This is a genomic window from Rhizobium sp. AN80A, assembly GCF_030053015.1.
GTDB lineage: Bacteria > Pseudomonadota > Alphaproteobacteria > Rhizobiales > Rhizobiaceae > Rhizobium > Rhizobium metallidurans.
This window is the reverse complement of the sequence record NZ_JASJPX010000001.1, coordinates 96,554-121,648: the sequence shown is the minus strand read 5'-3', so window position 1 is coordinate 121,648 and position 25,095 is coordinate 96,554. Positions and strand designations below refer to the sequence as shown.

General features: G+C 62.8%; 24 protein-coding genes, 2 pseudogenes and 1 riboswitch. Of the genes and pseudogenes, 8 read left to right on the top strand and 18 right to left on the bottom strand.

Annotated elements, in window-relative coordinates:
* The first annotated feature begins 197 nt into the window (after window positions 1-197).
* Window positions 198-605, top strand: coding sequence for a response regulator (locus P3R82_RS00595; protein ID WP_183898790.1), 408 nt, complete (start codon window positions 198-200; stop codon window positions 603-605).
* A gap of 82 nt (window positions 606-687) precedes the next feature.
* On the opposite strand, the gene P3R82_RS00590 is transcribed toward P3R82_RS00595, so the two are convergent.
* The 8 genes from P3R82_RS00590 to P3R82_RS00555 all read right to left on the bottom strand — a co-directional run bounded on the left by P3R82_RS00590 (window position 688) and on the right by P3R82_RS00555 (window position 6,688).
* The gene (locus P3R82_RS00590) at window positions 688-1,290 is read right to left on the bottom strand and encodes a HupE/UreJ family protein (protein ID WP_283192585.1); all 603 of its coding nucleotides are present in this window, start codon (window positions 1,288-1,290) and stop codon (window positions 688-690) included.
* A gap of 122 nt (window positions 1,291-1,412) precedes the next feature.
* A complete protein-coding gene (gene copD / locus P3R82_RS00585) occupies window positions 1,413-2,291 on the bottom strand; it encodes a copper homeostasis membrane protein CopD (protein ID WP_283192584.1) in 879 nt (292 codons plus the stop codon).
* A complete protein-coding gene (copC, locus tag P3R82_RS00580; protein ID WP_283192583.1) occupies window positions 2,288-2,656 on the bottom strand; it encodes a copper homeostasis periplasmic binding protein CopC in 369 nt (122 codons plus the stop codon). Before copC ends, copD begins: the two co-directional genes overlap by 4 nt.
* 56 nt (window positions 2,657-2,712) lie before the next feature.
* Window positions 2,713-3,216: a copper chaperone PCu(A)C gene (locus P3R82_RS00575; RefSeq protein WP_283192582.1), complete on the bottom strand. Its 504-nt coding sequence runs from the start codon at window positions 3,214-3,216 to the stop codon at window positions 2,713-2,715.
* Between the two features lie 142 nt (window positions 3,217-3,358).
* Window positions 3,359-3,763 (bottom strand): hypothetical protein, encoded by a 405-nt coding sequence (locus P3R82_RS00570; RefSeq protein WP_283192581.1) that lies wholly within the window; start codon window positions 3,761-3,763, stop codon window positions 3,359-3,361.
* Window positions 3,764-4,215: 452 nt separating this feature from the next.
* On the bottom strand, window positions 4,216-5,529 hold the full coding sequence (locus tag P3R82_RS00565) for a polysaccharide biosynthesis/export family protein (protein WP_283192580.1): 1,314 nt from the start codon (window positions 5,527-5,529) through the stop codon (window positions 4,216-4,218).
* A gap of 347 nt (window positions 5,530-5,876) precedes the next feature.
* Complete coding sequence (locus P3R82_RS00560; protein WP_283192579.1) at window positions 5,877-6,314, bottom strand: DUF1810 domain-containing protein; 438 nt, start codon at window positions 6,312-6,314, stop codon at window positions 5,877-5,879.
* 62 nt (window positions 6,315-6,376) lie between these two features.
* Window positions 6,377-6,688, bottom strand: coding sequence for a hypothetical protein (locus tag P3R82_RS00555; RefSeq protein ID WP_283192578.1), 312 nt, complete (start codon window positions 6,686-6,688; stop codon window positions 6,377-6,379).
* 224 nt (window positions 6,689-6,912) lie between these two features.
* Here P3R82_RS00555 and P3R82_RS00550 point away from each other — a divergent pair, with 224 nt between their 5' ends.
* Genes P3R82_RS00550 through P3R82_RS00540 form a run of 3 tightly spaced genes read left to right on the top strand, consistent with a single transcriptional unit; the run spans window position 6,913 to window position 10,015 of the window.
* On the top strand, window positions 6,913-8,286 hold the full coding sequence (locus tag P3R82_RS00550) for an amidase (RefSeq protein ID WP_283192577.1): 1,374 nt from the start codon (window positions 6,913-6,915) through the stop codon (window positions 8,284-8,286).
* Window positions 8,287-8,340: 54 nt separating this feature from the next.
* Window positions 8,341-9,198 carry a TIM barrel protein gene (locus P3R82_RS00545; RefSeq protein ID WP_283193466.1) on the top strand — a complete coding sequence of 286 codons (858 nt, stop codon included), beginning with the start codon at window positions 8,341-8,343 and terminating at the stop codon, window positions 9,196-9,198.
* 19 nt (window positions 9,199-9,217) lie between these two features.
* Window positions 9,218-10,015 (top strand): aldolase/citrate lyase family protein, encoded by a 798-nt coding sequence (locus P3R82_RS00540; RefSeq protein WP_283192576.1) that lies wholly within the window; start codon window positions 9,218-9,220, stop codon window positions 10,013-10,015.
* A gap of 1 nt (window position 10,016) precedes the next feature.
* On the opposite strand, the gene P3R82_RS00535 is transcribed toward P3R82_RS00540, so the two are convergent.
* From P3R82_RS00535 to P3R82_RS00515, 5 genes and pseudogenes are all read right to left on the bottom strand, one after another.
* Window positions 10,017-10,691 carry a hypothetical protein gene (locus P3R82_RS00535; protein WP_283192575.1) on the bottom strand — a complete coding sequence of 225 codons (675 nt, stop codon included), beginning with the start codon at window positions 10,689-10,691 and terminating at the stop codon, window positions 10,017-10,019.
* A gap of 92 nt (window positions 10,692-10,783) precedes the next feature.
* On the bottom strand, window positions 10,784-11,125 hold the full coding sequence (locus P3R82_RS00530) for a hypothetical protein (RefSeq protein WP_283192574.1): 342 nt from the start codon (window positions 11,123-11,125) through the stop codon (window positions 10,784-10,786).
* Between the two features lie 36 nt (window positions 11,126-11,161).
* Window positions 11,162-11,803, bottom strand: coding sequence for a ThuA domain-containing protein (locus tag P3R82_RS00525; protein ID WP_283192573.1), 642 nt, complete (start codon window positions 11,801-11,803; stop codon window positions 11,162-11,164).
* 19 nt (window positions 11,804-11,822) lie between these two features.
* A complete protein-coding gene (locus P3R82_RS00520) occupies window positions 11,823-12,923 on the bottom strand; it encodes a Gfo/Idh/MocA family oxidoreductase (RefSeq protein WP_283192572.1) in 1,101 nt (366 codons plus the stop codon).
* 33 nt (window positions 12,924-12,956) lie between these two features.
* Window positions 12,957-14,154, bottom strand: a pseudogene (locus P3R82_RS00515) (ROK family transcriptional regulator).
* A gap of 209 nt (window positions 14,155-14,363) precedes the next feature.
* Here P3R82_RS00515 and P3R82_RS00510 point away from each other — a divergent pair.
* The 3 genes from P3R82_RS00510 to P3R82_RS00500 all read left to right on the top strand — a co-directional run bounded on the left by P3R82_RS00510 (window position 14,364) and on the right by P3R82_RS00500 (window position 17,523).
* Window positions 14,364-15,674, top strand: a complete 1,311-nt coding sequence (locus tag P3R82_RS00510; protein ID WP_283192571.1) for an extracellular solute-binding protein — start codon at window positions 14,364-14,366, stop codon at window positions 15,672-15,674.
* A 66-nt stretch (window positions 15,675-15,740) separates the two neighbouring features.
* Window positions 15,741-16,682: a sugar ABC transporter permease gene (locus tag P3R82_RS00505; RefSeq protein WP_183898773.1), complete on the top strand. Its 942-nt coding sequence runs from the start codon at window positions 15,741-15,743 to the stop codon at window positions 16,680-16,682.
* Entirely contained in the window at window positions 16,675-17,523 is an 849-nt protein-coding gene (locus P3R82_RS00500; protein ID WP_283192570.1) for a carbohydrate ABC transporter permease, read from the top strand. The genes P3R82_RS00505 and P3R82_RS00500 overlap by 8 nt, the downstream gene beginning before the upstream one ends.
* Before the next feature lie 16 nt (window positions 17,524-17,539).
* Here the strand turns inward: P3R82_RS00500 and P3R82_RS00495 are convergent, their stop codons facing one another.
* From P3R82_RS00495 to P3R82_RS00475, 5 genes and pseudogenes are all read right to left on the bottom strand, one after another.
* Window positions 17,540-18,304 carry a 3-oxoacyl-ACP reductase gene (locus tag P3R82_RS00495; protein ID WP_283192569.1) on the bottom strand — a complete coding sequence of 255 codons (765 nt, stop codon included), beginning with the start codon at window positions 18,302-18,304 and terminating at the stop codon, window positions 17,540-17,542.
* A pseudogene (gene thiD / locus P3R82_RS00490) lies at window positions 18,301-19,121 on the bottom strand (bifunctional hydroxymethylpyrimidine kinase/phosphomethylpyrimidine kinase). The gene P3R82_RS00495 and the pseudogene thiD overlap by 4 nt, the downstream one beginning before the upstream one ends.
* Window positions 19,118-19,753, bottom strand: coding sequence for a thiamine phosphate synthase (gene thiE, locus P3R82_RS00485; RefSeq protein ID WP_283192568.1), 636 nt, complete (start codon window positions 19,751-19,753; stop codon window positions 19,118-19,120). Before thiE ends, thiD begins: the two are co-directional and overlap by 4 nt.
* Complete coding sequence (gene thiM, locus P3R82_RS00480) at window positions 19,750-20,553, bottom strand: hydroxyethylthiazole kinase (RefSeq protein ID WP_283193465.1); 804 nt, start codon at window positions 20,551-20,553, stop codon at window positions 19,750-19,752. Before thiM ends, thiE begins: the two co-directional genes overlap by 4 nt.
* Before the next feature lie 48 nt (window positions 20,554-20,601).
* Window positions 20,602-20,697, bottom strand: a riboswitch (TPP riboswitch).
* A 66-nt stretch (window positions 20,698-20,763) separates the two neighbouring features.
* Window positions 20,764-21,231 (bottom strand): Lrp/AsnC ligand binding domain-containing protein, encoded by a 468-nt coding sequence (locus tag P3R82_RS00475; RefSeq protein WP_283192567.1) that lies wholly within the window; start codon window positions 21,229-21,231, stop codon window positions 20,764-20,766.
* Between the two features lie 123 nt (window positions 21,232-21,354).
* Between P3R82_RS00475 and putA the strand changes: the two genes are divergently transcribed.
* Window positions 21,355-25,065, top strand: coding sequence for a trifunctional transcriptional regulator/proline dehydrogenase/L-glutamate gamma-semialdehyde dehydrogenase (gene putA / locus P3R82_RS00470; RefSeq protein ID WP_283192566.1), 3,711 nt, complete (start codon window positions 21,355-21,357; stop codon window positions 25,063-25,065).
* Window positions 25,066-25,095: the final 30 nt, after the last annotated feature.

The window sequence follows — 25,095 nt, the reverse complement described above, 5'->3', positions numbered from 1 at the left end:
TCTCAATCATGTAACGGTGACATCAAGGCCGGCCTCCAATCGCCGATCCAACGCGCGCCAAGAGAAGGAGAAATTAGCGTTTTGTTAATGCTAACAATATCTTAACTGAAAATAAAAATGTCCCGCGCCGGAACATATCTCTTGCCGAACCGTTTTCCGTCGGAGTTCTGGTGAAAATGAGTAACAGGGGGCCAAGTATGGGCACCGGCGTTGAGTACAGTTCACAGACTGAAAATACCACCAAGCAGCGTGTCCTGATCGTCGAGGACGAACTCTTCATCGCGCTTGATCTCGAGGAAACAGTGAAAGCGATGGGCTTTGACGTCGCCGGCTTGGCGAATAGCCGCGATCAGGCTCTGCAACTGGCGAGGGACGCCGACATTGCCTTCGTGGACGTCAACCTTTCGGACGGACCGACCGGCCCGGAAATCGGTCGCCGATTGGTGGAGGAATTCGGGGTCACGGTGGTGTTCATGACCGGCAATCCCGAGGCGGTGGCGGACAAGCTCAACGGCGCGCTCGGTGTCGTCACAAAGCCGGCGATGCCCTCGGCCGTGCAGCGAACGCTCAGAAAGGCATCGGAAGTGCGCCGCGGCCTGAACTGAAAACGTTACACGATCAGACGAAGCCGGATGAGGAGCCGACAACGGCACCTCATCCCCGCATATACAACAAGCGCATACGAAATCAGATGAGACCGGTCATCAGGCCAATTCCAGCCAGCGCCGCGGCGCCGCCAGCGGAGCGGGTTACGACAACGCCCTTGGTATCGCCGGCGCGTGCAATCCCAAACCCCATCGCAAGGCCAACGACATGCAATGCCGCCGTCGCGATCAGGAACCCGGCGGCGTAAGCCATGCCCGCCGCGGCAGCCGGCATTTCGGAACCATGCGCATGTCCATGGAAAACCGCGAACAGACCGACCAGGCCGGCGGCAACGGCGACGGGGGCACGAACACCGAGCGCGACAATGACGCCGAGAACGATGACCGACAGGCCGATTCCCGCTTCGACGAAGGGCATAGCGATGCCCATCATGCCGAGCGCTCCGCCCACGCCCATGACGGCGACGAAGGTGGCGGGCACCATCCACACGGCACGACCGCCGAGTTGCCAGGCAACGACGCCGACCATGACCATGGCAAGGATATGGTCGAGCCCCGACAGAGGGTGGCTCAAGCCAGCCGCGAAGCCGACCGCTTGGCCGGTGCCCATATGGGCAAACGCAAGCGATGGCGAAAGCAGGAGCGCGGCAAGCGCGGTGTTGAATTTGATGCGCTTCGAAAACATGGCAGTCCCCATTGTCATATGCATTGTGGTGCCGAAAATGGCATGGGGACTCAGGGCTTCAAAGCGGAAAAGCGAACACCACCGTCATTTGACGTAGATGGATTTCCTGGCGTTTTCCACGATCAACGTGGCTGCAACGTGCCGAACCACGCGACGAGGGCGATGACCGCCAGCCCGAGAACGACCTCGGCGACGACGCAGACCTTCAGCGGAAGAACGGAGTGATGTCGGGCGAACCGCGGGACGAAGACATAGCGGTTGACGACTGCAATCACCACCATCGCTACCACCAGCACTATCTTGACGGCCAGCAGACGCTGATAGCTGAACGACCAATCCGACGGCAGACCGCCAAGGATGAGCAGCGTGTTTGCGATTCCCGAAAGCAGCACAAGCGTGACGGCGACATGTCCCGCTGTCGAAAATCGCATGAGGGCCATACGCGCATCGGCCTGCGGCGCTCCGCGCCCAAGCATCGGCAGGATCAGCAATACCGGCACGAGCGCGCCCAGCCACGCCCCTGCCGACAGGAGATGGACACCACTGTTGACGCGGTGCACCAGCCGGAGCCAGCCACTGTTCATCGCCGCGTGGCCACTCAGCGTCAGGCTGAGCAGCAAGAGCGCGGCGCAGACGGCCCGTCCCCTTTGCCGATAGGCCGACGGAAGAAAGGCCGTGGCGCCAAGCAGAAGCGCGCCGCCGGCCTGGACCATCCAGGCATTTCCGACGTCAGTCTGCGTCATTACCGCCCAGATCATCTCAGGTGTGAACAGATCTGGCCACCCGTCGCCGATGATCGCCGTGCGCAACGGCAGGATCGCCGCGGTGCTGGTGATCGCGATTGCGATCGCGACCGTGTTCAACCACGACAGCCTGTCGCCGACAGCACGCGCCAGATCAGGCGAAACGAGCGCGGCGAGATAGGCCGCGCTCCCCCAGATCAGGATGACGGCGGCATCGAAGAGAAGGCGGCAAAGAATGAGGGCAGTGTCCGGCGTCACGGCTTGACCGTGAAGCCATAGCTGCCCTTCGTCTTATGACCATCCGTCGACAGCACGCGCCACTCAACGACATATCCGCCGGCATCGAGGCTCTCGGGAAGAGGCACCGTGAGCGTCTTTCCATCGTCCGACAGCTTGGCGTCGCCGGTCGAAATCCGCTTGCCGTCCGTTCCGGCAATCGTCGCGCCGGAAAAGCGGATGTTGAGTTCCTCGGAAAAGTTTAGCGCCACCGCGGCGGGAGACGCTTGTACGATGGACTTGTCGGCGGGAACGCTCGACGTCAGGTGCGCATGGGCACTGGCCTGCCCGGCAGCACTTATCATGATGATGAAGGATGCCGTGAGCAGCTTGCTCGTTTTAAACATGGGATTGCTCATTGAATTGATTTTCCGACTGGTGACGACCGTATGATCTCGACCAGCTATTGCGGCATGGGCATATCGCCCATTCCGGACTGGCTGTCCGTTTTCGCGGCGCCGGCAGCGCCGACCGCGAATTCGACATCAACCTGACCGGCTTTCTCGAAAGTCAGCGTCGCCTTGATCGTTTCTCCCCGCTTGAAAGGCTCTCCGACGTTCTTGAACATGACATGGTAGCCGCCCGGCTTCAGCTCGACCGTCTGCCCCGCCGGAATAGCAAGGCCGCCCGCGACCGGCCGCATGGTCATGACTCCGTTGTCGACGCTCATTCGGTGGAGTTCCGAAGATCCGGCACGTGCCGAGTTGATGCCGACGAGCTTGTCGTCGGTCGTTCCCTTGTTGGTAATGCTGAGATAGCCCCCGCCGACTTTTGCGCCAGGGACCATGGGCCGGGCGTAGGGACCGGTGATCTCTATGTCGCCCGCGGTGACCGTTTGGGCGCCCGCGGACGCGCCGAAAAAGAGTGCAAGAAAGAAAGCCGTCAGAACGAGTGTAATCTTCTTCATAATGATAGTTCCTGCCATAGCGACCGCTGGTTGCCGGACACGCGCATGACATAGGTCATGTAACGTCGGCAGCGGACGGTTGTGTGGGACATACGAGATAACTTTGCGGGATCACCGGTTCGAAGGTGATCCACGCGGCAGATCAAACGCGACCGGGATTCAACGGAGGCCCCCTGGGACCGCCAGCGGGTGACAAGGGCCCGCTTCCGTCAGCCTCGGTGCCGCTGCGCGGGCCGAGACTGATCGGGATCGCAACGCTGCGCAATGCGATGGAAATCGGAGCGGGCAACACGACAGAGGCGCTGATCCGGCAAGCCTCGCAGCCATGCGCATCGACTTTGCTCTGGTGATCCCCCGTTTGCGCTTTGCCGACGGTACAGATGACTGGCACCGTTCCATCAGGCAGCACATATTCGGACAATTCAACGGAGATGAATGCGCCATTGGCAAAGGCCGGCGCCTGGTGCGCGAAGCCCAGGAAGACCAGCGCAACGGCGCAGCTGACACGCACCAGCCATCGAACTATGCCTGCCTCCGCCGCCTTCACCTGAACCTCCCCGCTCACTTGCATCGTCTTTACGCAAAATGGCGGAAAATCTCAATGCGACAGATTGAGCAGCGCCCGACCGCGAGCGGCTTGTGCCATCGCCTTACGGAGCCTGACGCACGCAACCCGGTCAGGACGGTAGCGCTTATGGCGGTAGCAGCCCGGTCAAGGGCTTGAGTGAATAGAGTCCGGTAGCGACGGCACCGGCGCACCTCGACGCTGCCGGCCCGAGCGGACGGGCCATGCTTGCCGAGAGTAATCGAGAAGCCGATGCTCACATCCGAGATCAGCCGATCGGAACCGTGGATTTCAGGATCAGAGTGTAGCTTTGCGGCCCGGTCGAACTCGCGTCGATGGCCATCAAGGCACGCTGACCTGCAATTCGTGGCGTCCGGAAAAGCGCGAACGCCGATGTGAAGCACGCCGCTAGTTGTCGCAAAGCATCGCGACGATCATCGGCTGGCCTGATCAGCACCTGAGACCATCGAAACCTGATCAACCGGTTTCAAGGCTCTCAGGGAAGGTTGTGTCACCTTGACGACGTCGCCTGGCAATAGTGCCGTCGATTCCGATGCCGATATTTCGTTTGCCGTGCCGTTTTCCCTGCGCACGATGGCGAACGTCAAGGCTGGCTTTTCCGCCTGGTTCGCCGATCCGCCGAGAGACGCGAGGCCATCCAATACAAGTTTCTGGCTCGTTTCGCGCTTGACCTTCAATTGAAGAAGCGTCGCTCTTTCAGATTGAAGGTCCGAAGCGACCTCCGTCTTCCTCTCGTCGTAGAGCGCCTGCAGATCCCGCGTCGTCTGGCTGATGCTCTGCCGGGCGCGCATGATCGCCGTGCCGATGTCCAGCCGGGCGTCTTGATAGCTTCTCAGCGTTCGCTCGACCTCGCCTTGCCGCGTCGCCACCACGGCGCCCTTGGCAACGAGCACCGCAGTGCTATCGACCTGCTGCTGAATGGATTTGATGTTGGCATCCATGCTCGCTGTCTTCTGGTCGAGACCGCGAATTTCTCCGTTGAGCAGTTCCTTCAACTCACCAAGCGACTTCGCCTTGCGGTCGATAGCATTCGCTCTCGCGTCGAATATCACCTGTTCCTGGTTGTAGATTGCCGCCGCGAACGGGTCGGACTTGTCAGCCTGCGTTAGCAGATCCGCCGTCTTCGCCCCGGTCATCTCAACTTCCAGCCGGGCGATCCTTGCATTGCTGCGCGTAATGGAATCGTCCAGTTCCTTGAGCGCGCCAACCAGTCTCGTGACCTCGCCGGCACCATCCAGCGCCGAAGCGTTCCGGAACTCGCCGCCACCCAGCGCCAGTGCCTGCAACACGGTCAACCCCTGGCTGAACCTGTACTCTCCCGGCTTGGACACATCCCCGACGACATATACCGGCGGGTAGTCGATTATCTGTACGGTGGTCGCGGGCGCTTCGACCAGCCCGATCTTTTCCTTGAGACGTCTGGCGATCTCCGCAGCCAAGCCGCTATCGTCGAGATCTCCGACAGCAACACTGCCCAGGACCGGAACGGATACCGTGCCGGTGTCGGAAATCGTGAAGTCGCCGCCGATCGATCCCCATTGTTCATAGACGCCTTTGGTCGGCATCCACTGTACAACGGTCAGCCTGATCTTGGTGTATGGCGGAAGGGGAGCACTGGCGGCGGCCCCGGCGAACATCGTCGTTCCCAGCGCAAACAGGGTCAGAAAGCAGCCCAGCCGAACCGGCCGACCGCGCCCCATCGAAAAACGCATGCGTTGCATGAACATGCTCGCTCATTCCTCACCGTAACCCGGAAACGCTCAAAATACTGCCGGCGCCCACCGAGTAATTCCTCGTTTCGCATTTGGAAAATCGGGGCTTCATTGAATTCCGCACCGTTATTATTCATTATATCGAGGCCTGAGATCAATATCCCCTGCCATACCAAAATAGACTAGTTGCCATCATCCTCCCGGCGATTGAGCGAGCGACAAGGCAACACCAGCGCGACGCCGGATTTATACACAAAGCAACACTTACATATAAAACTATATTCGCCATCGAATGCGCCTCGATGTCATGCCGAACGGTTGCTGGCGGGATCGAGCTGCATGCAAATCCGAGGCTGGATGAACTAGCGGCCGCCGTCGAGCAATTCAATTGTGCGATGGTCAAACACACCGCCGTAGAAGCGGTCGATCACCCGGTGGAAGGGCGATCCGTGATCGCTGACCGCGGCAAAGAGCGTCATCGACGACCGCAGCTTGCGATCGTCGGGAGAGCCGAAGATGTCGTGCGCGGATTTCCCATTTATGGACAAGACGGCGTCGACGCAGCGCAGCAGGCGAGCGCCAAGAATGGCGTTTGCGAGATAGGCCGTTGCTTCGCCGGCCGAGCGGATGGCATATTTCTCCGCCATTGGCGACGTGCCGAGACCGGCGATCTGCGGAAAGACGAACCACATCCAGTGCGAGCGTTTGCGGCCGCTCGTGAGCTCCGCAAGCGCTTTATCATAGACATCGTTCTGAGCGTCGATGAAGCGATCGAGATCGTAGTCGATATCATCGGACATGATGCCCTCCCCCGACTAGAACTATGTCGCTCCCGGCATTTCTCCAGCTTATAAAGAAAGTCTCAGCAGGACTTGTCGGGATAGGGGCTATGCTCCCGGCAGTAGTCCAGCGCCGGTCCGGAATCCGAGATCGCTCCGACAGGAGAGAGATCGACAGCCGATGCCGTCGAGGTGTTCATGTGCGCGACATATCCCGCCGCGCCGAGAACCAGCAAAGCCGCAACGATGATAAACCGCTCCGACACCGATGGCCGGCTGGCCGCCTTGATATGTTCCACGTATTCGCGTTCGCCCATCCCGTTCAACTCTTCGTCCGTTGCATGATGATGGACCGTGTCGCCGCGAGGGGCGCTCCAGCTGTCGACATCTGTCATTGTCTTGCTCCTGAAATCCGCGCGACGATGCCTACAACATCCCTCGACCCGTAGCGTCTTTCGCGCTTACGTTATGTGTGGTGCTCGCCTCAAGGCTTGAAGGCCGGATACGGAAACTCAGTATTCATAAAATCGAACCAATCGGTTTGATCCGACTTTAAGGGCTTGGCTCTTCGACGGAATTCGGCTTAGGTCGGGCATCCATCCAGACCACGGACACTCACATGACAAAATCATTTGGTGCGATGTCGATCGCGCAACTCTCCGTTCTCTTCCAGAGCGGCGCCGCCGATCCGGTCAACGTCACCGAAGCGGTACTCGAAGGCATAGCGGCGCATTCCGACCAGTCGATCTTCACCGAACTGCTGGCCGACCGCGCGCTTGCCGAGGCCAGGGCATCCTCGGCGCGCCTGAAGAGCGGTCGGTCGCGTGGGTTGCTCGAAGGCATTCCCGTTGCCTGGAAGGACCTGTTCGACATCAATGGGCGCGCGACGACCGCCGGCTCCAAGGTCCTGCGTTCCGCTTCCGTGGCCAAGGACGACGCCGCTGTCGTTAGCGCGCTCGGCCACGCTGGAATGATCGCCGTCGGGCGCACCAACATGAGCGAATTCGCTTTCTCTGGCCTCGGCATCAATCCGCACTACGGTACGCCGCACAATCCACGCGGCAAGGATGAGCCGCGCATTCCGGGCGGTTCATCCTCCGGCGCGGGTGCCGCGGTTGCCGCAGGCCTTGTCCCGGTGGCGATCGGGACCGATACCGGCGGATCGATCCGCATCCCCGCCGCCTTCAATGGCATCGTCGGCTACAAGGCGACCCGCGGCCGCTATCCAATGGGCGGTGTCTTTCCATTGGCCAAAAGCCTGGATCTGCTCGGCCCCCTCTGCCGAACCGTTCAGGACGCGATCTGGATCGACGCGGCAATGCGAGGCGTCACCGCCGCGCCCGCCATTACCCCCCGTTCGCTCCGTGGCGTGGATGTGGTCGTTCCCGACAATGTCGTGTTCGATGGCGCCGAGGCGGGCGTCGTTGCCGCCTTCGAGCCAAGCCTGGAGTGGCTGATCGCCGAGGGTGCGTCGGTCAGCCGCGTCACGATCCCGGCCTTCGACGAGATCCTTGCGCTGATGGGCAAATACGGCAGCCTGGTCACCGCCGAAGCCTTCGCCCTGCATCGCGAGCGGCTCTCCGGACCGGAGGCCGATCAGATGGACCACCGCGTCGTGCAGCGCACCCGCCTCGGCCAGACGACCACCATGCCCGACTATATCGCCATTCTGGAGGCGCGAGAACGGCTGATCGCCGAGGTCAACCGGCTGGTCGGCGACAGCTTAATCGCCTATCCGTCCGTCGCCCATGTCGCGCCACCCATCGCCGCCCTCGAGGCAGACGACGATCTCTTCTTCGCGACCAACGGCAAGACGTTGCGCAACACCATGCTCGGCAACTTCCTCGACTGGTGCGGCGTTTCGATCCCCTGCGGGACCGGCGACGCGGATATGCCGGTCGGCCTGCTGCTTTCGGCAATCGCCGGCCGAGACGAGGCGCTGCTTGCCGCCAGCCTTTCGGCCGAAGCAATCATCGCGGGAGATTCCGTTTGAAATTCCAAGGCGTTGCTGCCTAGATACGGCGGGGCGAAGAGGAGGAATGGAATGATCGAGGATATCGAGAACGGACGGTTCGCCGTCTCTACGTGGTCGCTGCACCGGGCGCTCGGCGCGGTCTACCCCTATAGCCCCGACCCGGCCAGGGACGCGGCGATGCAGGAGCCTTACGGCACAGGCAGCGTCGAGCTCATCGACGTTCCGCGCCAGCTTGCCGATCGCGGCATTTACAGGCTGGAAATCTGCTCGTTCCATCTGCCGAGCCTCGACGCGGATTATCTGCGGCGGCTGCGGGCAGCACTCGATCAATCCGGCGTCATGCTTCAGACCCTGTTGGTCGAGGATGGCGACCCGAGCCATCCCGCAACGGCGCAGCGTGACATCCGCTGGATCGCCGGCTGGATCGAGATCGCAGCCGCACTCGGCGCGCGCAACATGCGCGTGATCGCGGGAAAGCAGCAGCCGAGCGACGAGAACCTCGCCCGCGCCTCCGGACATCTGTCATGGTTGGCGGAACGGGCAGAAGAGAGCGGTATCCGTGTCGTCACCGAAAACTGGTTCGATCTCCTGCCGTCGCCGCGAGAAATGAACTGGCTGCTTGACGATCTCCGCGGCAAAATCGGCCTCAACGGCGATCTCGGCAACTGGTCGGCGCCGGAGAAATACGCCGGCCTTTCCGACATCATGCGCCGCGCCGAGATCTGCCACGCCAAGGCCAATTATACCGCAGCGGGCATGGACACCGGCGACTATGGCAAATGCCTGGACGCCTGCCGGCAGGCCGGATACGCCGGTCCCTACACGCTGATCTACGATTCCTCGTTCTTCGCCGACGAATGGGACGGCATCCTTCTGCAGAAGGCTTTTATCGAACAATTCCATCAAGATGAGCGGCGCGCCGCGGGCTGAGCTGCTAAAGGAGACTGGCATGCCTGGTTCAACTGCGATCAACGATTTTTCCAAGCTTCTCAGGAGCGGCGAAGGCGGTGGTCTGATTTCCGCATGGATCGGCATACCCGATCCGCTCTTCGTCAATCATCTCTCGCAGGAAGCATTCGATGCCGTCGTGCTCGACATGCAGCACGGCGTCTGGGACATGGTGGCTGCCGCAAACGGCATTGGGCAGGGCAGGCTTGCCGGCAAGCCGGTGGTGGCGCGTATTCCCGTCGGTGACTTCTCGACCGCGTCACGGCTGCTCGATGCCGGCGCCTCGGGGATTATCGCGCCGATGATCAATTCGGTCGCGGATGCGGATGCCCTGGTCAAGGCGACCAAATACCCGCCACTCGGCGAACGCAGCTGGGGACCGACGCTGGCGATGAACCATACCGGCCTCGCCGCCACGACCTACCTGGCGACAGCGAACATGGAGACCGTCGCGATCGCCATGATAGAGACGCGTGCGGCGCTCGAGGCCGCCGATGACATTCTCGGTGTTGAGGGCATCGACGGCATCTTCATCGGCCCATCCGACCTTTCCATCGCGCTTTCGAACGGCGCGCGGCTGGCGCCCGATACGGCGGAGATGGACGTCGTGCTGAAGCAGTTGCTCGATCGGTGCCGCGTGCATGGCAAGTTCGCGTGCATCTTCGGCAGCAATGGCGAGCGCGCCGGACAATTGCTGAAGATGGGCTTTGATCTCGTTATCGCCGGCGCGGACACGCAGCAGCTTCGCGCAGGCGCCGCGAATGCCATCGCCACGGCCCGTAAGGGACAGGCAGGCTGAGCTACTTCTTCTGTGCCAGCCAGATGACGTGGCGCGCGCCGCCACGTTTTCCGTTGGCGCGCGAATTGACGGCCTCGACCGCAAAGCCGCTGTCGCGCACGCGGCGCGTGAAGCCGGCATCGGGGCCGGACGACCAGACGGCGAGCACGCCGCCGGGGCGCAAAGCGTCGCGCGCGGCCTTCAACCCGCCGAAGTCGTAAAGCCCATCATTCGATTGGCGGGTCAGTCCATCCGGTCCGTTGTCGACATCAAGCAGGATGGCGTCGAATCTTGCCCGGCTGGAACGAATGAGTTCAGCCACATCTCCCTGGTGAATGCCGACGCGGGGATCGTCAAGGCATCCCTTGAACACTTCAGCCATCGGCCCCCTCGCCCAGCTGACGACGGCGGGCACGAGTTCGGCGACGACAACCGCAGCGTCCTTCGGCACGACGGCCAGCGCCGCGCGCAGCGTGAAGCCCATGCCGAGACCGCCGATCAGGATGCTCGGGCGCGGCCGACCTTTCAGCTTATCATAGGAGAGCGTCGCGAGTGCTTCCTCGGAACCGGAGAGGCGGCTGTTCATCAACTCGTTCGATCCGAGCATGATGGAGAATTCGCTACCGCGCTGCTTCAGGCGCAATTCGCCGGCCTCGCCGGGAATGGGAGCGGAATCGAGCTGGATCCAGGGCAGCATGTCTTAGGCCTCGCGTTGAGCCGCCCCACTAGCACAAAAGATCGCGCCAGCGAAACGCAAACACGAGGCCCGGAGCCAGGCTCTCAGCCGGATCACTGTCCGTTGATGCAGGCCGGATTGGTCGACTTGCGGTTGGCCGCATTGCGCTGTTGGGGCGGACAGCGTGTCCACTGCGCCGGTGCCGAACTCGTGGTGCTTTCGGTCTCGAACGAATCGAGGGGAATGGAAAGACCGCTCGACTGTTCGTCCTTCGGACCTGTTCCAAGCGGCGCGGAGCCGTCGAACCGGCCACTGCTGTCCATGCCCATGTTCATCTGCGCGAACGCGCTGCCGGCAAGGCTCATGATGACGACAGAGGTAATTGCGAGAAGCTTGCGCATGCTGGAAACTCCTTCACGTTCAATACCATGAAGAAATAGCGCGCGGTCGGTCATGTTCCAACCGCGTGCTAATACCTATTTCGCGCAGGCTCAGCGCGCCGCCCAGTTTGCCCCTCGGCGGAAGATGGCGCGCATTTCGGGAACGGAAAACTCCTTGGCCTGATGGCCGAGCGAGGAATAGAAGACGCGCCCCTTGCCGTACTTGCGCTTCCAGGCGACCGGCATCACCACGCCATCGATCCAATAGGCGTGATCGCCGGTAAACGTCGTCGTCGCAAGGACTTCGTTGGAGGGATCGACGTGCATGTAATACTGCTCCGACGTGTAGTCGAAATCGGCAATGCCTTGCATGACGGGATCGTCCGGCCTGACGATATTGACCCGGTAATCGATGATGTTGCCGGGATGCGCGACCCACTGGCCGCCGACGATGAACTGGTATTCCACGCAGTCGCGGAAGCTGTCGCCGGCGCCGCCGTGATAGCCTGCAAGACCGACACCGCCTTCGATGGCCGCCGCGAGGTTCTTGATCTCTTCCTTTTCGATCTTCGACATCGTCACGATCGGCACGACAAGGGAAAGGTCGTGAACGGATGGGTCGGCGAAAGCCTCGGTGGTATGCTCGACATAGACCTTGAAACCGTCTTCCTCGAGCATGTCCTTGACGATGGCGGCGCATTCCTGCGGCTCGTGGCCGCTCCATCCGCCCCAAACGATCAGTGCTTCACGCATAAAATTTTCTCCTCCATCATTACTTGCCCAGACGTCCGTCGACGAGGGATTCCGAGATCGGCGCAGGCCGCTCCGTCTGCGTGGTGATCGTCACGGTACGGCCGGTTTCCGATGCGGTCTGGAAGGCTTCCATGACCTCCAGCACATGCAGCGCCAGGCTGCCGTTCGCGCGATGCGGCCGGTTCTGACGGATCGCATAGGCGAGATCGGCGACACCGATCGACCGGTAGTTTCCATCGGCGTAAGGCGCTGTCAGCGGCTGGCTTTCGAACGACCCGCCCTTTCGCAAGAGCTCGACTTCGCCGCCGAAATGATTGGGATCCGGCACGATCAGCGTTCCCTCGGTGCCGTAGACCTCGAGCGGTACGTGCTTGTGGCCGGCGACATCGAAGCTCATGCCGATCTGCACGACCGCACCATTGGCAAAGGCCATCAGGCCGGACACATGGGTCGGCACATGCACGGGGATATGCTCGCCGTTTCGTGGCTCGCTGGTGATGACGCGCTCCTTGCGCGGCGTAACCGCGAAGCCCGCGACCTGCGCCACCGGCCCGAACAGATTGACCAGATCGGTGATGTAGTACGGTCCCATATCCAGCATCGGATCGCCGCCGACCTCGTAGTAGAAGGCGGGATTGGGGTGCCAGCGCTCGTGGCCGGGGCACATGAAAGTGGCGGTGCCGCCCACTGGCTGGCCGATCACGCCCTGGTCGATCAGCGCCCGCGCCGTCTGGTGGCCGCCGCCGAGAAAGGTGTCGGGCGCCGCGCCGATGCGTAGCCCCCTCCCCTTGGCCGCTTCCGCCAGCTGCTTGCCTTCGGCGAAGTTGATGCCGAGCGGCTTTTCCGAATAGGTGTGCTTGCCGGCGGCAAGCGCCTGCAGGCCGACGGCGACGTGCGCCTTCGGAATGGTCAGATTGACGATGATCTCGACCGACGGATCCGCGAAGAGCGCATCGACGCTTCTGGCCGGCACGTTGAACTCGGCTGCCTTTGCCTGCGCCAGTTCGCTGTTGAGATCCGCCACGCCCCTGATGTCGAGAATGGGGAAAGACGCCATGGCCTTCAGGTACGCGCCCGATATGTTGCCGCATCCAATGATGCCTATGCCGACTTTATCCATGATTTCCTCCCATAGATTTTGGTTCTGAAAGCCTCAGAGCGCCGGGCCGGTTGTGTTCCACGGCGACTCGTAAAGTTCATAAAGGGCCACGGCCGCGCCCCTGAGCCCAGAAGTCGTCGCTGGAATCATCGAAGACGAGTTCCGCGACGCCCTTCAGCGAGGGTGGTATGGCCAGCGCATACGCGCTGCGCAGGCTGGCCAGGAAATGCTCTCCAAGCGCGAGGCTGGACCCCACCAAGATCACGCGCGGCGGCGCGAAGAGGGTCACGATATTGGCAACCGCGACACCGACGGCCTCCCCCGCCCGGATCGCCGCGCTGATCAGCGCATTGTCCTCGGCCTTGATCAAAGCCTGCGCGTGCGCCATGCCGCGTCCGAGGCGGATCGCCTCGGCAAAACGTCCGCCCGCCGGCTGCTCGCCGAGAATTTCGCTTTCGCCCGCCTGGCTCGACAACCGCACGATCCCGAGCGGCCCCATGCCCAGCACGAGATCGCCGAGATTGTGGCTGAGACCACCGGCGCCGCGAAACAGCTGGTTGCCGTGGAGCACGCCGAGCCCCAGCGTCTGCTCGAGCGAGATCAGCACCATGTCTTCCAGATCGCGCGCCTTGCCGAACCAATGATGTGCCAGCGTGATCGCATGCGCGTCGCTTTCGACGATCGTCGATGTGTTCAGCCGTGCGGTCATCTCGGCGGCGAAATCAACGTTGACGTCCCGGAAGATCGGGCTGCTGCGAATGTGGCCGGTGCGATGCTCGATGACACCGGGAAGGCTGAGGCAGACGCTGTCGACATCTTCAAGCGACAGACCGGCATCGACGACACAACGCCGCACGCCGTCCTCGACCAGATCGGCGATGACGCCGATCGGCTGGCGATCGATCCGGATCGGCAGAGCAAGCTTCGAGAGCACGTCGCCGCGAAAATCGGTGACGACGAAGACCATGCGGCTGGCCGCGATCTTGGCTCCCACGACACGCGCAGCATCGGGATTGAGCTCCAGCATGACACGCGGCCGTCCCCGCGCCGCTTCGTTGCGGATGTCGCCTTCATGGCGCGGCAGGATGAGCCCGTCGTCCAAAAGCGAGGCGGTGATGGCCGAAACCGTGGTGGTCGACAGTTGCGTGCGTTCACTGATCTCGACGCGCGCGATCGGCCCATGGCGGCGAACCGTGTCCAGCACGTTCAGGCGATTGATCGCACGCATCAATTCGGGGTCTGCGGTCTTCATCTATCGTGCACGGCTCTTCTGGCGACCGCCGAAGCAGCGCGTTATTTTTGTCGGAATGCGAATTAAATAACGTGGAGATTCAGCCCTCTGTCAAGGCGAATCTGCCAAATTCGCCCAAGGGAGTTGACATTCTTGCAAAGCTGCCGATCATTTATTCCGCATAAGGGACAAAATTGTAGAGGACGATTTTCCCTTGAGGAGGAGACCTTATGTTCAATGATCAAAGGGCGAAAGCCCTGCTCAACAGCCGCGCCTTTGTCCGCTCGACCGCGACCGCCCTGGCACTTCTGATCGCCGCTGGCAGCGCCATGGCCGAGACCACGATCAAGTGGATGCATCTCGAGATCGATCCAACCTATATCGGCGTCTGGAAACAGATCGTCAAGAATTACGAGGCCGAGCGTCCGGGCACGAAGATCGAGATGCAGTTTCTCGAAAACGAAGCCTTCAAGGCGAAGCTGCCGACGCTGCTGCAGTCCAGCGACGCGCCGGATCTCTTCTACAGCTGGGGTGGCGGCGTGCTGAAACAGCAGCTGGCGACGGGCGCACTGCTTGACCTCAGCGAGGCGATGAACGCCAAGGATGGCGCATGGCTGAAGACCTACAATCCCGCCTCCGTCAAGGGCCTTACCTATGACGGCAAGATCGGCGCGGTCCCCTACTCCGTCGGCACGGTATCCTTCTTCTACAACAAGGCATTGTTCGCGAAGGCAGGCGTCGACGCGACCACGATCAAGACCTGGGACGACTACCTAGCCGCCGTCAAGAAAATCAAGGATGCCGGCATCGTGCCGATCGCCGGCGGTGGCGGCGAGAAATGGCCGATCCATTTCTATTGGAGCTATCTGGTGATGCGCAACGGCGGCCAAAAGGTCTTCGACGCAGCCAAGAATGGCGAGGGTGAAGGCTTCAACGACCCGGCGATGATCAAGGCCGGCGAGCAGCTCGCCGAACTCGGCAAGCTCGAGCCATTCCAGCCCGGCTATCTCGGCGCCACATGGCCGCAGACGCTCGGTGTCTTCGGCGACGGCAAGGCGGCGATGATCCTGGGCTTCCAGAACACCGAAGCCAACCAGCGCACCAATTCCGGCGACAAGAAAGGCCTGAGTGCCGACAATATCGGCCGCTTCGCCTTCCCCGCAGTCACCGGCGGCGCGGGCGCGGTCACCGACACCCTGGGTGGCCTGAACGGCTGGGCGGTGACGAAGAAGGCGCCACCGGAAACGCTCGACTTCCTCGCCTACCTCACCAATGCCGAGAATGAGCGGACCATGGCCAAGGCCGGCATGATCATCCCGGTCGCGGTCGGCGCCGAGGATGGCGTGACCGACCCGCTGGTGCATCAAGCGGCCCAGCAGCTGGCGGGCTCCACGTGGCACCAGAACTTCTTCGACCAGGATCTCGGCCCTTCGGTCGGCCGCGTCGTCAACGACGTGTCGGTTGCCATCGTCTCCGGGCAGATGACGCCCGCCGATGGCGCCCAGCAGATCCAGGACGCCTTCGAGCAGGATCAGTTCTGATCGAGACCATCGCGGCGCGGGACAGGATCTCGCGCCGCCATTTCATGTCAGGAAGGTGAGGTCCCCATGGCCAATGTCAGCGCCGCCACCACGATCAGACCCGCGCGCATACCGGCCACCCAGTCCGCCCGGCGCAAGCATCCGGCCGTATCCGGCCGCCTGCCCGTGCTGCTCCTCTTCCTGCCGCCGGCCCTCCTGCTGTTTTCGATCTTCGTGATCCTGCCGATGGGGGAAGCGGCCTGGTACAGCCTTTACAAATGGGACGGATACGGCCTGCCGACGCAATATGTCGGCATGCGCAACTTCGAGCTTCTGTTCAAGAACGGTGCTTTCCTTACCGCGCTGAAAAACAACGCGATGATCATGGTCATCTCGATCGCGATCCAGATACCGCTCGCCATCTGGCTGGCGATGATGCTCGCTCACCGCATTGCCGGCGTGGTCGTCTTCCGGCTGATCTTTTTCCTGCCCTACGTGCTCGCCGACGTCGCGGCCGGCCTGATCTGGCGCTTTGTCTATGACGGCGATTACGGGCTCTTCGCCTCGATCGCCGGCCTGCTCGGCGTCGCGACGCCCTATGTGCTGGCAGACAAGGATCTCGCGATGTACGCGGTTCTGGCCGTGATCGTCTGGAAATACTTCGGCTTCCATATGATGCTGTTCATCGCCGGGCTGCAATCGCTCGACAAGAGCGTGCTGGAGGCCGCCGAAATCGATGGCGCCAGCGGCTGGCAGCGGTTCCGCTACATCACCCTGCCGCTTCTCGGATCGACCGTGCGGCTCTCGGTGTTCTTCGCAGTCGTGGGTTCGCTGCAGCTGTTCGACCTCATCATGCCGCTGACGGGCGGCGGTCCGTTCAACGCCACGCAAACGATGGTGACCTTCCTGTTCAACTTCGGCGTCGCCCGCATGCAGGTCGGGCTCGGAAGCGCCGTCGGCGTGGTGCTTTTCCTGATCTGCGTCACACTCGCCTTCAGCTACAAACGGATATTCATGCGCCATGACTGACGTCGTTTCATCCGACCGGCTCAATGCCGGCACCAAGGCCTATCTCTATACCTCGCTGGTCATCATATCGGCCATCGTCCTGATCCCGCTGGTGACCACGGCACTTGGCGGTTTCAAGGACCTGGGCGACCTGCGCACCAATCCATTCGGCCTGCCGGTGGAGTGGCAGGTCAAGAACTACACCGACATCTTGTTCGGCGATCGCTACTGGCGGCAGATGGCCAATTCGCTGCTCATCGCCGCGCTGACCGTCTTTCTCACCGTATCGGTTTCGGCAATGGCGGCCTTTACCTTCGCGCATGTCCGCTTCTTCGGCGCCGATTTCCTGCTGAACTACTTCCTGATCGGGCTGATGTTTCCAGCCGCCACCGCCATTCTGCCGCTCTTCATCCGCATCCGCGATCTCGGGTTGCTCAACACATATTGGGGCGTGGTACTGCCGCAGGTCGCCTTCGGGCTTGGCATGAGCATTCTCCTGTTCCGGAATTATTTTCGCAACCTTCCGGAGGAATTGTTCCAGGCAGCTGTCGTCGACGGCTGCGGCTACATGCGCTTCTTCTGGCATATCTGCCTGCCTCTCTCGCGACCGATCATCGCGACGGTCAGCATCATTTCCTTCGTCGGCAGCTGGAACAGCTACATCCTGCCGCTGATCATGCTGAATTCCGAGAAGATGTATCCCTGGCCGCTCGGCATCATGGTCTATCGCGGCGAATTCGGCACCGCCTGGCAGCTGGTGCTCGCCTTCATCACGCTGACCATCATGCCAACCGTAATCGTCTTCTTCCTGGCACAAAAACACATCATCGCCGGCCTGACCGCGGGCGCGGTCAAGTCGTGACGTTCAGCCGACGGCGTCAGCCAAAGACAAGGCCGCCGTCGACGATCAGGTTCTGGCCGGTGATCGCCCGAGCCCAGGGGCTGGCGAAGAACAGCACGGCGTCGGCGGCCTCCTCCGGCGTCGTCACGCGGCGCAGCGGCGTGCTGCCGGCGATGAGATCGAATACCGACTCGGGCGTTGCGGCGCTGGCATCGGTGGTCCGTAGCAATCCACCGGAGACCATGTTGACGGTGATGCCATCGGGTCCGAGCTCAGCCGCGGCGGTGCGGGTCAACGCCAGCAACGCGCCTTTCGCCGCCGTATAGTCGTGATAGGGCACGACGGGGTTCTGGAAGAGATTGGTCCCGATCGTCACGACACGTCCGAAGCCGGCAGCCGCCATGGCAGGGCGCGTTGCCTGGATGAGGTTGAGAGCGCCCTTCACCGCGGTATCGAGCTGCGCTGTCATCGCTTCCCAGCTGAGCTCGCCGAGTTTCAGGCGCGCGTCGCCGTTGAAGCTGAAATCGGCGAGCGCATTGTGCACGACCGTCGTCGGCGGCCCCAGCCTGCGCGTGACATCGGCCAGCATTTCGCTCACGGCCGCGCCGTCGCGGATATCGGCCTGAAACGCATGCGCCCGTTCGCCGAGGCTTTCCGCCAACGCCTCGGCCTGTTCCCGGCTGTTGCGATAGTTGATCGCCACCTTCGCCCCCTCGCGGGCAAAAGCCCGGGCGATCGCCGCCCCGAGCCCGCGCGCTGCGCCGGTTACGATCACCGTCTGCTCACTGAGCGGCAATGTCATTTCGCGTATCCTTCCTCTGTCGTCCAAAGTGCGTGAAAGTGCTGGACCGGGCCATGTCCCGAGCCGACGTCGAGCCTGTCGGCCGCGCCACCGCGCCGGCGAGATACGACTTCGCGGCGGCCACCGCTTGCGGCAGCGCCACGCCGTTGGCGAGCTCCGCCGCCAGCGCGCTCGACAGCGTGCAGCCGGTGCCGTGGGTGTTTGCCGTCGGGATCCTGACGGCCTCGAACCAGGTGAGACCATCTTCCGTTGCCAGCACGTCGGGGCTCTGGTCGCCCCCGAGATGGCCACCTTTCACAAGGACGGCGGCTGGACCCAGCGCGCGCAGCGCCTCGGCCTGCTCGCCCATCTCCCGGCGGCTCTTGGCCACATCGATGCGCAGCAGCGCGGCCGCTTCGGGTAGATTGGGTGTCAGCAGCGTCGCAAGCGGCAACAGCCGGCGCAGAAGGACATCGACGGCGGAGGGATCGAGAAGCTTCGCCCCACCCTTGGCCACCATGACCGGATCGAGCACGATCGGGATATCAGGATGAAGCTGGAGCACGTCGGCGACCGCATCTGCGATTTCGGCACTGGCGATCATGCCGATCTTGACCGCATCGACGCGGACATCCGCGAACACGGCCTGGATCTGATCGGCCACGAAGCCGGGCGGGACAAGGTGAACGCCGGATACGCCCCGCGTGTTCTGCGCGGTCAACGCGGTGAGCGTCGCCATGCCATAGACGCCGCGCGCCGCGAATGCCTTCAGGTCAGCCTGGATGCCGGCGCCGCCGGATGGATCGGAGCCGGCGATGGAGAGAGCATTCCGGATCATCGCGACCTCCCCTGGATAGCCTCTGATAGCTCGCGGGCGGCACCGTGAGGGTCCGATGTTCCACAGATCGCCGAGACGACGGCGATCCCATCGGCGCCGGCGGCAAAAACACCGCTGACATGCGCCAGCTTGAGCCCACCAATCGCGACCGACGGAACCGGGCAGACGGCGGCGAGACGCGCCAGGCCGTCGAACCCGATCGGCGGCTTGTGGTCCGGCTTGGTCTGCGTCGCGAAGACCGGCCCGATACCGGCATAGTCGACCGATGCGGGATCGACAGCCCTCGCCAGGACCTCTGTCTCCACCGACAGGCCGAGGATCATGTCAGGCCCGATCCGCTCGCGCGCGGCGCGCACGACCATATCGTCCTGGCCGACATGCAGCCCATCGGCGCCGATCGCGATGGCCGCATCGACATCATCGTTGACGACAAGCAGTGCACCGGTGCCGGCGAGCGCTTCCTTCAGAACAAGGCCGGTCTCGATCATCCGCGCGGTGGAGGCGGTCTTGTCGCGGAGCTGCACCACGGTGGCGCCACCGTCGACGGCTCGCCTTGCGGTTTCGACCATGCCAATGCCGGCGCAGAGCTCGGGATCGAGGACGAGATAGAGCGATAGATCGATCCTTCTCATAGCATCCGCACCCGTGCATTTTTGTCGACGGCGATGCCGTCGATCGCAGCGAGGGCGTCGAGGAACCGCCAGGAAAATGATCCCGGCCCGTCAGCGACCCGCGCCGCCTCTTCGCCGGCGACGGCGAACAGCGCGAGCGCCGCGACTGTCGCCTCGAACGGCGCATCGGGCCGGCTGGCTGCGAAGGCGCCGACGAGGCATGTCAGCGAGCAGCCGAGCGCCGTCACCTGCGGCATCAGCGATGAGCCGCCCTCGATGCGGCAGCCGCGCGCGCCGTCGGTCACGAAATCGACCTCGCCGGTGACCGCCACGATGGCGTGGTACTTGCTCGCGATTTGGCTTGCCGCAGCTTCGGCCTGTTCCACGGGGTCACGGCTGTCGACGCCATGCCCCCGGCTTTCGCCACCGGCGAGCGCGATGATTTCGGACGCGTTGCCGCGAATGATGGTCGGACGAAGCGCCAACAGGTCCGCGACGGCCCGTTTGCGAAAAGCGGTCGCGTAGTGCGCGACGGGATCGAGAACCCATGGCCTGGCGCTGGCGCCCGCCGATGCGGCGGCGGCGCGCATGCCGTTCATCCAGCTCGGCGAGAGCGTGCCGATGTTAACAGTCAGCGCGCCGGAGATGGCCGCGAACTCGCCGGCCTCTTCCTCGGCATGCACCATGGCGGGCGAAGCGCCGGCTGCCAGCAGCACGTTGGCGGCGATATTCATCGCGACGAAATTGGTGATGCACTGAACGAGCGGCTTTCGCGCGCGCATGGCATCGAGCATAGAACCGGGAGATCTGTCGTCTTTCATCATGCCCCTTTCGGGCGGGGCAAGACGCGGGAACCCTGATAGCAATGCCGAAGGGTCCGAGCGACTCCCTCCGCCAGCATTATCTGGTTCAGGTTCGAAGGGTACTTCTCAGTCTGCCGTCGGCAAACGCCCCTGTCTCTCAATGGCTCTGTTCTGTCAGAGAAGACGATTGCTGTCACGCGTAAAATGATGGCGGCTCAAAGCCGCCGGTCAGGCGCCGTTCTCCTTGATCGCTTCCATTGCAACGAAGGTCGACGTGTTGGCGACGAAGGGAAGACTGGAGATCTTTTCCCCCAGAACGAGGCGATAGTTGGCGATATCGGACGTGCGTATCTTCAGGAGATAGTCGAATGCGCCCGCGATCATGTGGCACTCCTCGACTTCCCGCAGCTTGCGAACCGCGACGTTGAACGCGTTCAGCGCATTCTCCCTGGTATCGGAGAGTTTCACCTCGGTAAACGCCACATGGTTGCGGCCGAGCTTGTTGACGTCGATGATGGCGCGGAAGCCGAGAATATAGCCATCCTCTATCAGCCGCTTGAGCCTGACCTGGCAGGGCGTATTGGAAAGACCCACGCGCTTGGCAAGGTCTGTCACCGACATCCGGCCATCGGCGACGAGCGCGTCGAGTATGCGCTGATCGAATTGGTCGATTTCCCTGATATTTCCGGCGCTCATCACAAGAATTCCCCTCCGCACGAATATTGATTAGCGCGTTAGATAACTAAACGCTCGAAATCAAGTGAAATTGACTTTCTGAAATCTGCTAGCTTCGCGACATTGGCGGATCAGGAGCCCAGCATGACAAACACCACCGACGCGGTAGCGGCCGAAGTCACACTAGAGCAGGCAAACGGCTCTGCAAATCCCTTTGACGGTTTCGCCCCGCCAATCCGCCAGCAGAGCGACCTGCGCCGCGCGATCACGGCCGCCTACCGCACGCCGGAAACGATCTGCGTGCCACGTCTGGTTGAGGCCGCCGCCCTTCCCGATCACGTCAGAAAGGCCGCTGCCGACACCGCCCGCAAGCTGATCGAGGCGTTGCGCGCCAAGCACAAGGGCACCGGCGTCGAGGGACTGGTCCACGAATATTCGCTCTCCAGCCAGGAGGGCATCGCGCTGATGTGTCTGGCCGAGGCGCTGCTGCGCATTCCCGACACGGCCACGCGTGACGCTCTTATCCGCGACAAGATTTCCGAGGGCGACTGGAAGGCGCATCTCGGCGGCGGTCGCTCGCTCTTCGTCAACGCCGCGACCTGGGGCCTCGTCGTCACCGGCAAGCTGACATCGACCGTCGCCGACCGCAGCCTTTCGGCCGCGCTGACCCGGTTGATAGCCCGCTGCGGCGAACCGGTGATCCGCCGGGGTGTCGACATGGCGATGCGGATGATGGGCGAGCAGTTCGTCACCGGCGAGACCATCGACGAAGCTCTTCAGCGGGCGAAGCCGCTCGAGCAGCGCGGCTTCCGCTATTCCTACGACATGCTGGGCGAAGCCGCGACCACGGGCGCCGACGCGAAGCGCTACTACAAGGATTACGAGACCGCGATCCACGCCATCGGCAAGGCGTCTGATCGCCGGGGCATCTACGAAGGGCCGGGTATCTCGATCAAGCTTTCGGCTCTGCATCCACGCTACGCGCGCGCGCAGAGCGCCCGCGTCATGGACGAGTTGCTGCCGAAGGTGAAGGCGCTGGCGCTGATCGCCAAGTCCTACGATATCGGCCTGAACATCGATGCCGAGGAGGCCGATCGCCTCGAACTGTCGCTCGATCTGCTGGAGACGCTCTGTCTCCACCCCGATCTGGAGGGCTGGAACGGCATGGGCTTCGTCGTGCAGGCCTATGGCAAGCGCTGCCCATTCGTGCTGGATTTCATCATCGACCTGGCGCGCCGTGCCGGCCGCCGCATCATGGTGCGCCTTGTGAAGGGCGCTTACTGGGATGCGGAAATCAAGCGCGCGCAGGTCGATGGCCTCGCGGACTTCCCGGTGTTCACCCGCAAGATCTACACCGACGTTTCCTACATCGCCTGTGCCAGGAAGCTTCTGGCGGCAACCGACGCCGTCTTCCCGCAGTTCGCGACCCACAACGCCCAGACGCTGGCGACCATCTACCAGATGGCAGGTTCGGACTATTATGTCGGCAAGTACGAGTTCCAGTGCCTGCACGGCATGGGCGAGCCGCTTTACGACGAGGTGGTTGGCCGACAGAACCTGAACCGCCCCTGCCGCATCTACGCGCCCGTCGGCACGCATGAAACGCTGCTTGCCTATCTCGTGCGCCGCCTGCTGGAGAACGGCGCCAACTCGTCCTTCGTCAACCGCATCGCCGATCCTGAGGTTTCGATCGAAGACCTGATCGCCGACCCGGCCGAGATCGTCTCGAAGATGCCGATCGCCGGACAGAAACACGACAAGATCTCGCTCCCCGGCGAACTATACGGAAACCGCATCAACTCCGCGGGCCTCGATCTCTCCAGCGAAGCGGTGCTCGACCACCTGTCCCGTCTCCTGGGCGAAAGCGCCGCGGAGGGCTGGCGCGCGCTGCCGAGCCAGGCGACCGATATCAACGGCGCCCGCGACGTGCTCAACCCCGCCGACCACCGGGACGTGGTGGGCCAAGTTCGCGAGGCAACGCCATCCGAAGTCACGGCCGCGATGCAGGCGGCGCAGGCGGCAGCGGCATCCTGGGCCAGCGTCTCGCCCGCCGACCGCGCGGGGCTCCTCGACAGCGCGGCCGATATCATGCAGACTCGCATGGAAACGTTGCTCGGCCTGATCATCCGCGAAGCGGGCAAGTCGGTACAGAACGCCATTGCCGAAGTGCGCGAGGCGATCGACTTCCTGCGCTACTACGCCGAGCAGGCCCGCCGAACGCTGGGCCCGTCGCACGCACCGCTGGGACCCGTGGTCTGCATCAGCCCCTGGAACTTCCCGCTGGCGATCTTCAGCGGCCAGGTTGCAGCCGCGCTCGTTGCGGGCAATCCGGTTCTGGCGAAGCCCGCCGAGGAGACGCCGCTGATCGCCGCCGAAGCCGTCAGGATCCTGCATGAGGCGGGCGTTCCGCACGATGTCGTGCAGCTGGTCCCCGGCGAAGGCAGCGTCGGTGCGGCGCTTGTCGCGGCGCCGGAAACGGCGGCCGTCATGTTTACCGGCTCGACCGAAGTTGCCCGCCTGATTCAGGCCGAACTTTCCAAGCGGCTCTCGGCCGATGGCAAGCCGATCCCGCTTATCGCCGAAACCGGTGGCCAGAACGCGATGATCGTCGATTCCTCTGCGCTCGCCGAACAGGTCGTGGGCGATGTCATCGCATCGGCCTTCGATAGCGCCGGCCAGCGCTGCTCCGCGCTGCGCATCCTTTGCCTTCAGGACGATGTCGCCGACCGCACGCTGACGATGCTGAAGGGCGCACTGCGCGAGCTGACGATCGCCAACACCAATCGCCTCTCCACCGATATCGGTCCCGTCATCACCACCGACGCGAAGGAGATCATCGAGACCCACGTAAAGTCCATGCAGGCGCTTGGCCGCCAGGTCGAACGCATCGAGCTGCCGACGGAGACACAGCATGGTACGTTCGTCGCCCCGACGATCGTGGAACTCAACAACATCGCAGAGCTGAAGCGCGAAGTGTTCGGCCCCGTTCTGCACGTCATCCGCTGGCGCCGGCAGGATCTGGACCGGCTGGTCGATGAGATCAACGCCACCGGCTATGGCTTGACCTTCGGCCTGCACACACGCCTCGACGAGACCATTGCCCGCGTGACTTCGCGCATCGAAGTGGGCAACGTCTACGTCAACCGCAATGTCATCGGCGCCGTCGTCGGCGTCCAGCCCTTCGGTGGGCGCGGGCTTTCCGGCACCGGCCCCAAGGCCGGCGGACCGCTCTATCTCGGCCGGCTGGTGAAGACCCCACCGATCCCGCCGCAGCACAGCTCGGTCTATAGCGATCCGGCGCTGTCGGATTTCGCCAAGTGGCTCGACGAACACCAACGGCATGACGAGGCGGAGATGGCCCGCAATCTCGGCAGCCAGTCGGCTCTTGGCCTGGAGAGCGAGCTCACCGGCCCCGTGGGGGAACGCAACATCTACGCGCTGCACGCGCGCGGCACCATCTTCTGCGCACCGGTCTCGGAAGTGGGGCTGCATCGTCAGATCTCTTCCGTGCTGGCGACCGGCAACAAGGCGTTCATCGAATGCAGCGACAGTCTTCGCGGCAGCTTGAAGGATCTTCCCGTCAGCGTTTCGCAGCGCATTGTCTTCGGCAATGGCAGGAGCACCAACGAAACCCTCTCGGGGGCGCTCATCGAAGGCGACAGCGCGCGCATCGCCTCGATGCAGCAGGAAATCGCCGCCATGTCCGGCCCGCTGCTCCTGACGCAGGCCGCGTCGACGGCGGAGGTGGAGCGCAATCCGGAGGCCTATTGCCTCAACTGGCTGCTGGAAGAGGTCTCCACCTCGATCAACACGGCTGCCGCCGGCGGCAATGCGAGCCTCATGTCGATCGGCTGATCTTCCTGAGCTGCAATCACGTCACGCGAC

Bases quoted from the DNA above. Each gene is read 5' to 3' on its own strand.
- P3R82_RS00560 (WP_283192579.1), bottom strand. From the start codon at position 6,314: ATGTCCGATGATATCGACTACGATCTCGATCGCTTCATCGACGCTCAG.
- thiM (WP_283193465.1), bottom strand. From the start codon at position 20,553: ATGAAAGACGACAGATCTCCCGGTTCTATGCTCGATGCCATGCGCGCG.
- P3R82_RS00505 (WP_183898773.1), top strand. From the start codon at position 15,741: ATGGCCAATGTCAGCGCCGCCACCACGATCAGACCCGCGCGCATACCG.
- P3R82_RS00495 (WP_283192569.1), bottom strand. From the start codon at position 18,304: ATGACATTGCCGCTCAGTGAGCAGACGGTGATCGTAACCGGCGCAGCG.
- copC (WP_283192583.1), bottom strand. From the start codon at position 2,656: ATGTTTAAAACGAGCAAGCTGCTCACGGCATCCTTCATCATCATGATA.
- P3R82_RS00550 (WP_283192577.1), top strand. From the start codon at position 6,913: ATGACAAAATCATTTGGTGCGATGTCGATCGCGCAACTCTCCGTTCTC.
- P3R82_RS00575 (WP_283192582.1), bottom strand. From the start codon at position 3,216: ATGAAGAAGATTACACTCGTTCTGACGGCTTTCTTTCTTGCACTCTTT.
- P3R82_RS00530 (WP_283192574.1), bottom strand. From the start codon at position 11,125: ATGACCGACCGCGCGCTATTTCTTCATGGTATTGAACGTGAAGGAGTT.
- thiE (WP_283192568.1), bottom strand. From the start codon at position 19,753: ATGAGAAGGATCGATCTATCGCTCTATCTCGTCCTCGATCCCGAGCTC.
- P3R82_RS00565 (WP_283192580.1), bottom strand. From the start codon at position 5,529: ATGTTCATGCAACGCATGCGTTTTTCGATGGGGCGCGGTCGGCCGGTT.
- P3R82_RS00500 (WP_283192570.1), top strand. From the start codon at position 16,675: ATGACTGACGTCGTTTCATCCGACCGGCTCAATGCCGGCACCAAGGCC.
- P3R82_RS00520 (WP_283192572.1), bottom strand. From the start codon at position 12,923: ATGGATAAAGTCGGCATAGGCATCATTGGATGCGGCAACATATCGGGC.
- P3R82_RS00540 (WP_283192576.1), top strand. From the start codon at position 9,218: ATGCCTGGTTCAACTGCGATCAACGATTTTTCCAAGCTTCTCAGGAGC.
- P3R82_RS00475 (WP_283192567.1), bottom strand. From the start codon at position 21,231: ATGAGCGCCGGAAATATCAGGGAAATCGACCAATTCGATCAGCGCATA.
- putA (WP_283192566.1), top strand. From the start codon at position 21,355: ATGACAAACACCACCGACGCGGTAGCGGCCGAAGTCACACTAGAGCAG.
- P3R82_RS00595 (WP_183898790.1), top strand. From the start codon at position 198: ATGGGCACCGGCGTTGAGTACAGTTCACAGACTGAAAATACCACCAAG.
- P3R82_RS00525 (WP_283192573.1), bottom strand. From the start codon at position 11,803: ATGCGTGAAGCACTGATCGTTTGGGGCGGATGGAGCGGCCACGAGCCG.
- P3R82_RS00555 (WP_283192578.1), bottom strand. From the start codon at position 6,688: ATGACAGATGTCGACAGCTGGAGCGCCCCTCGCGGCGACACGGTCCAT.
- P3R82_RS00510 (WP_283192571.1), top strand. From the start codon at position 14,364: ATGTTCAATGATCAAAGGGCGAAAGCCCTGCTCAACAGCCGCGCCTTT.
- P3R82_RS00535 (WP_283192575.1), bottom strand. From the start codon at position 10,691: ATGCTGCCCTGGATCCAGCTCGATTCCGCTCCCATTCCCGGCGAGGCC.
- P3R82_RS00590 (WP_283192585.1), bottom strand. From the start codon at position 1,290: ATGTTTTCGAAGCGCATCAAATTCAACACCGCGCTTGCCGCGCTCCTG.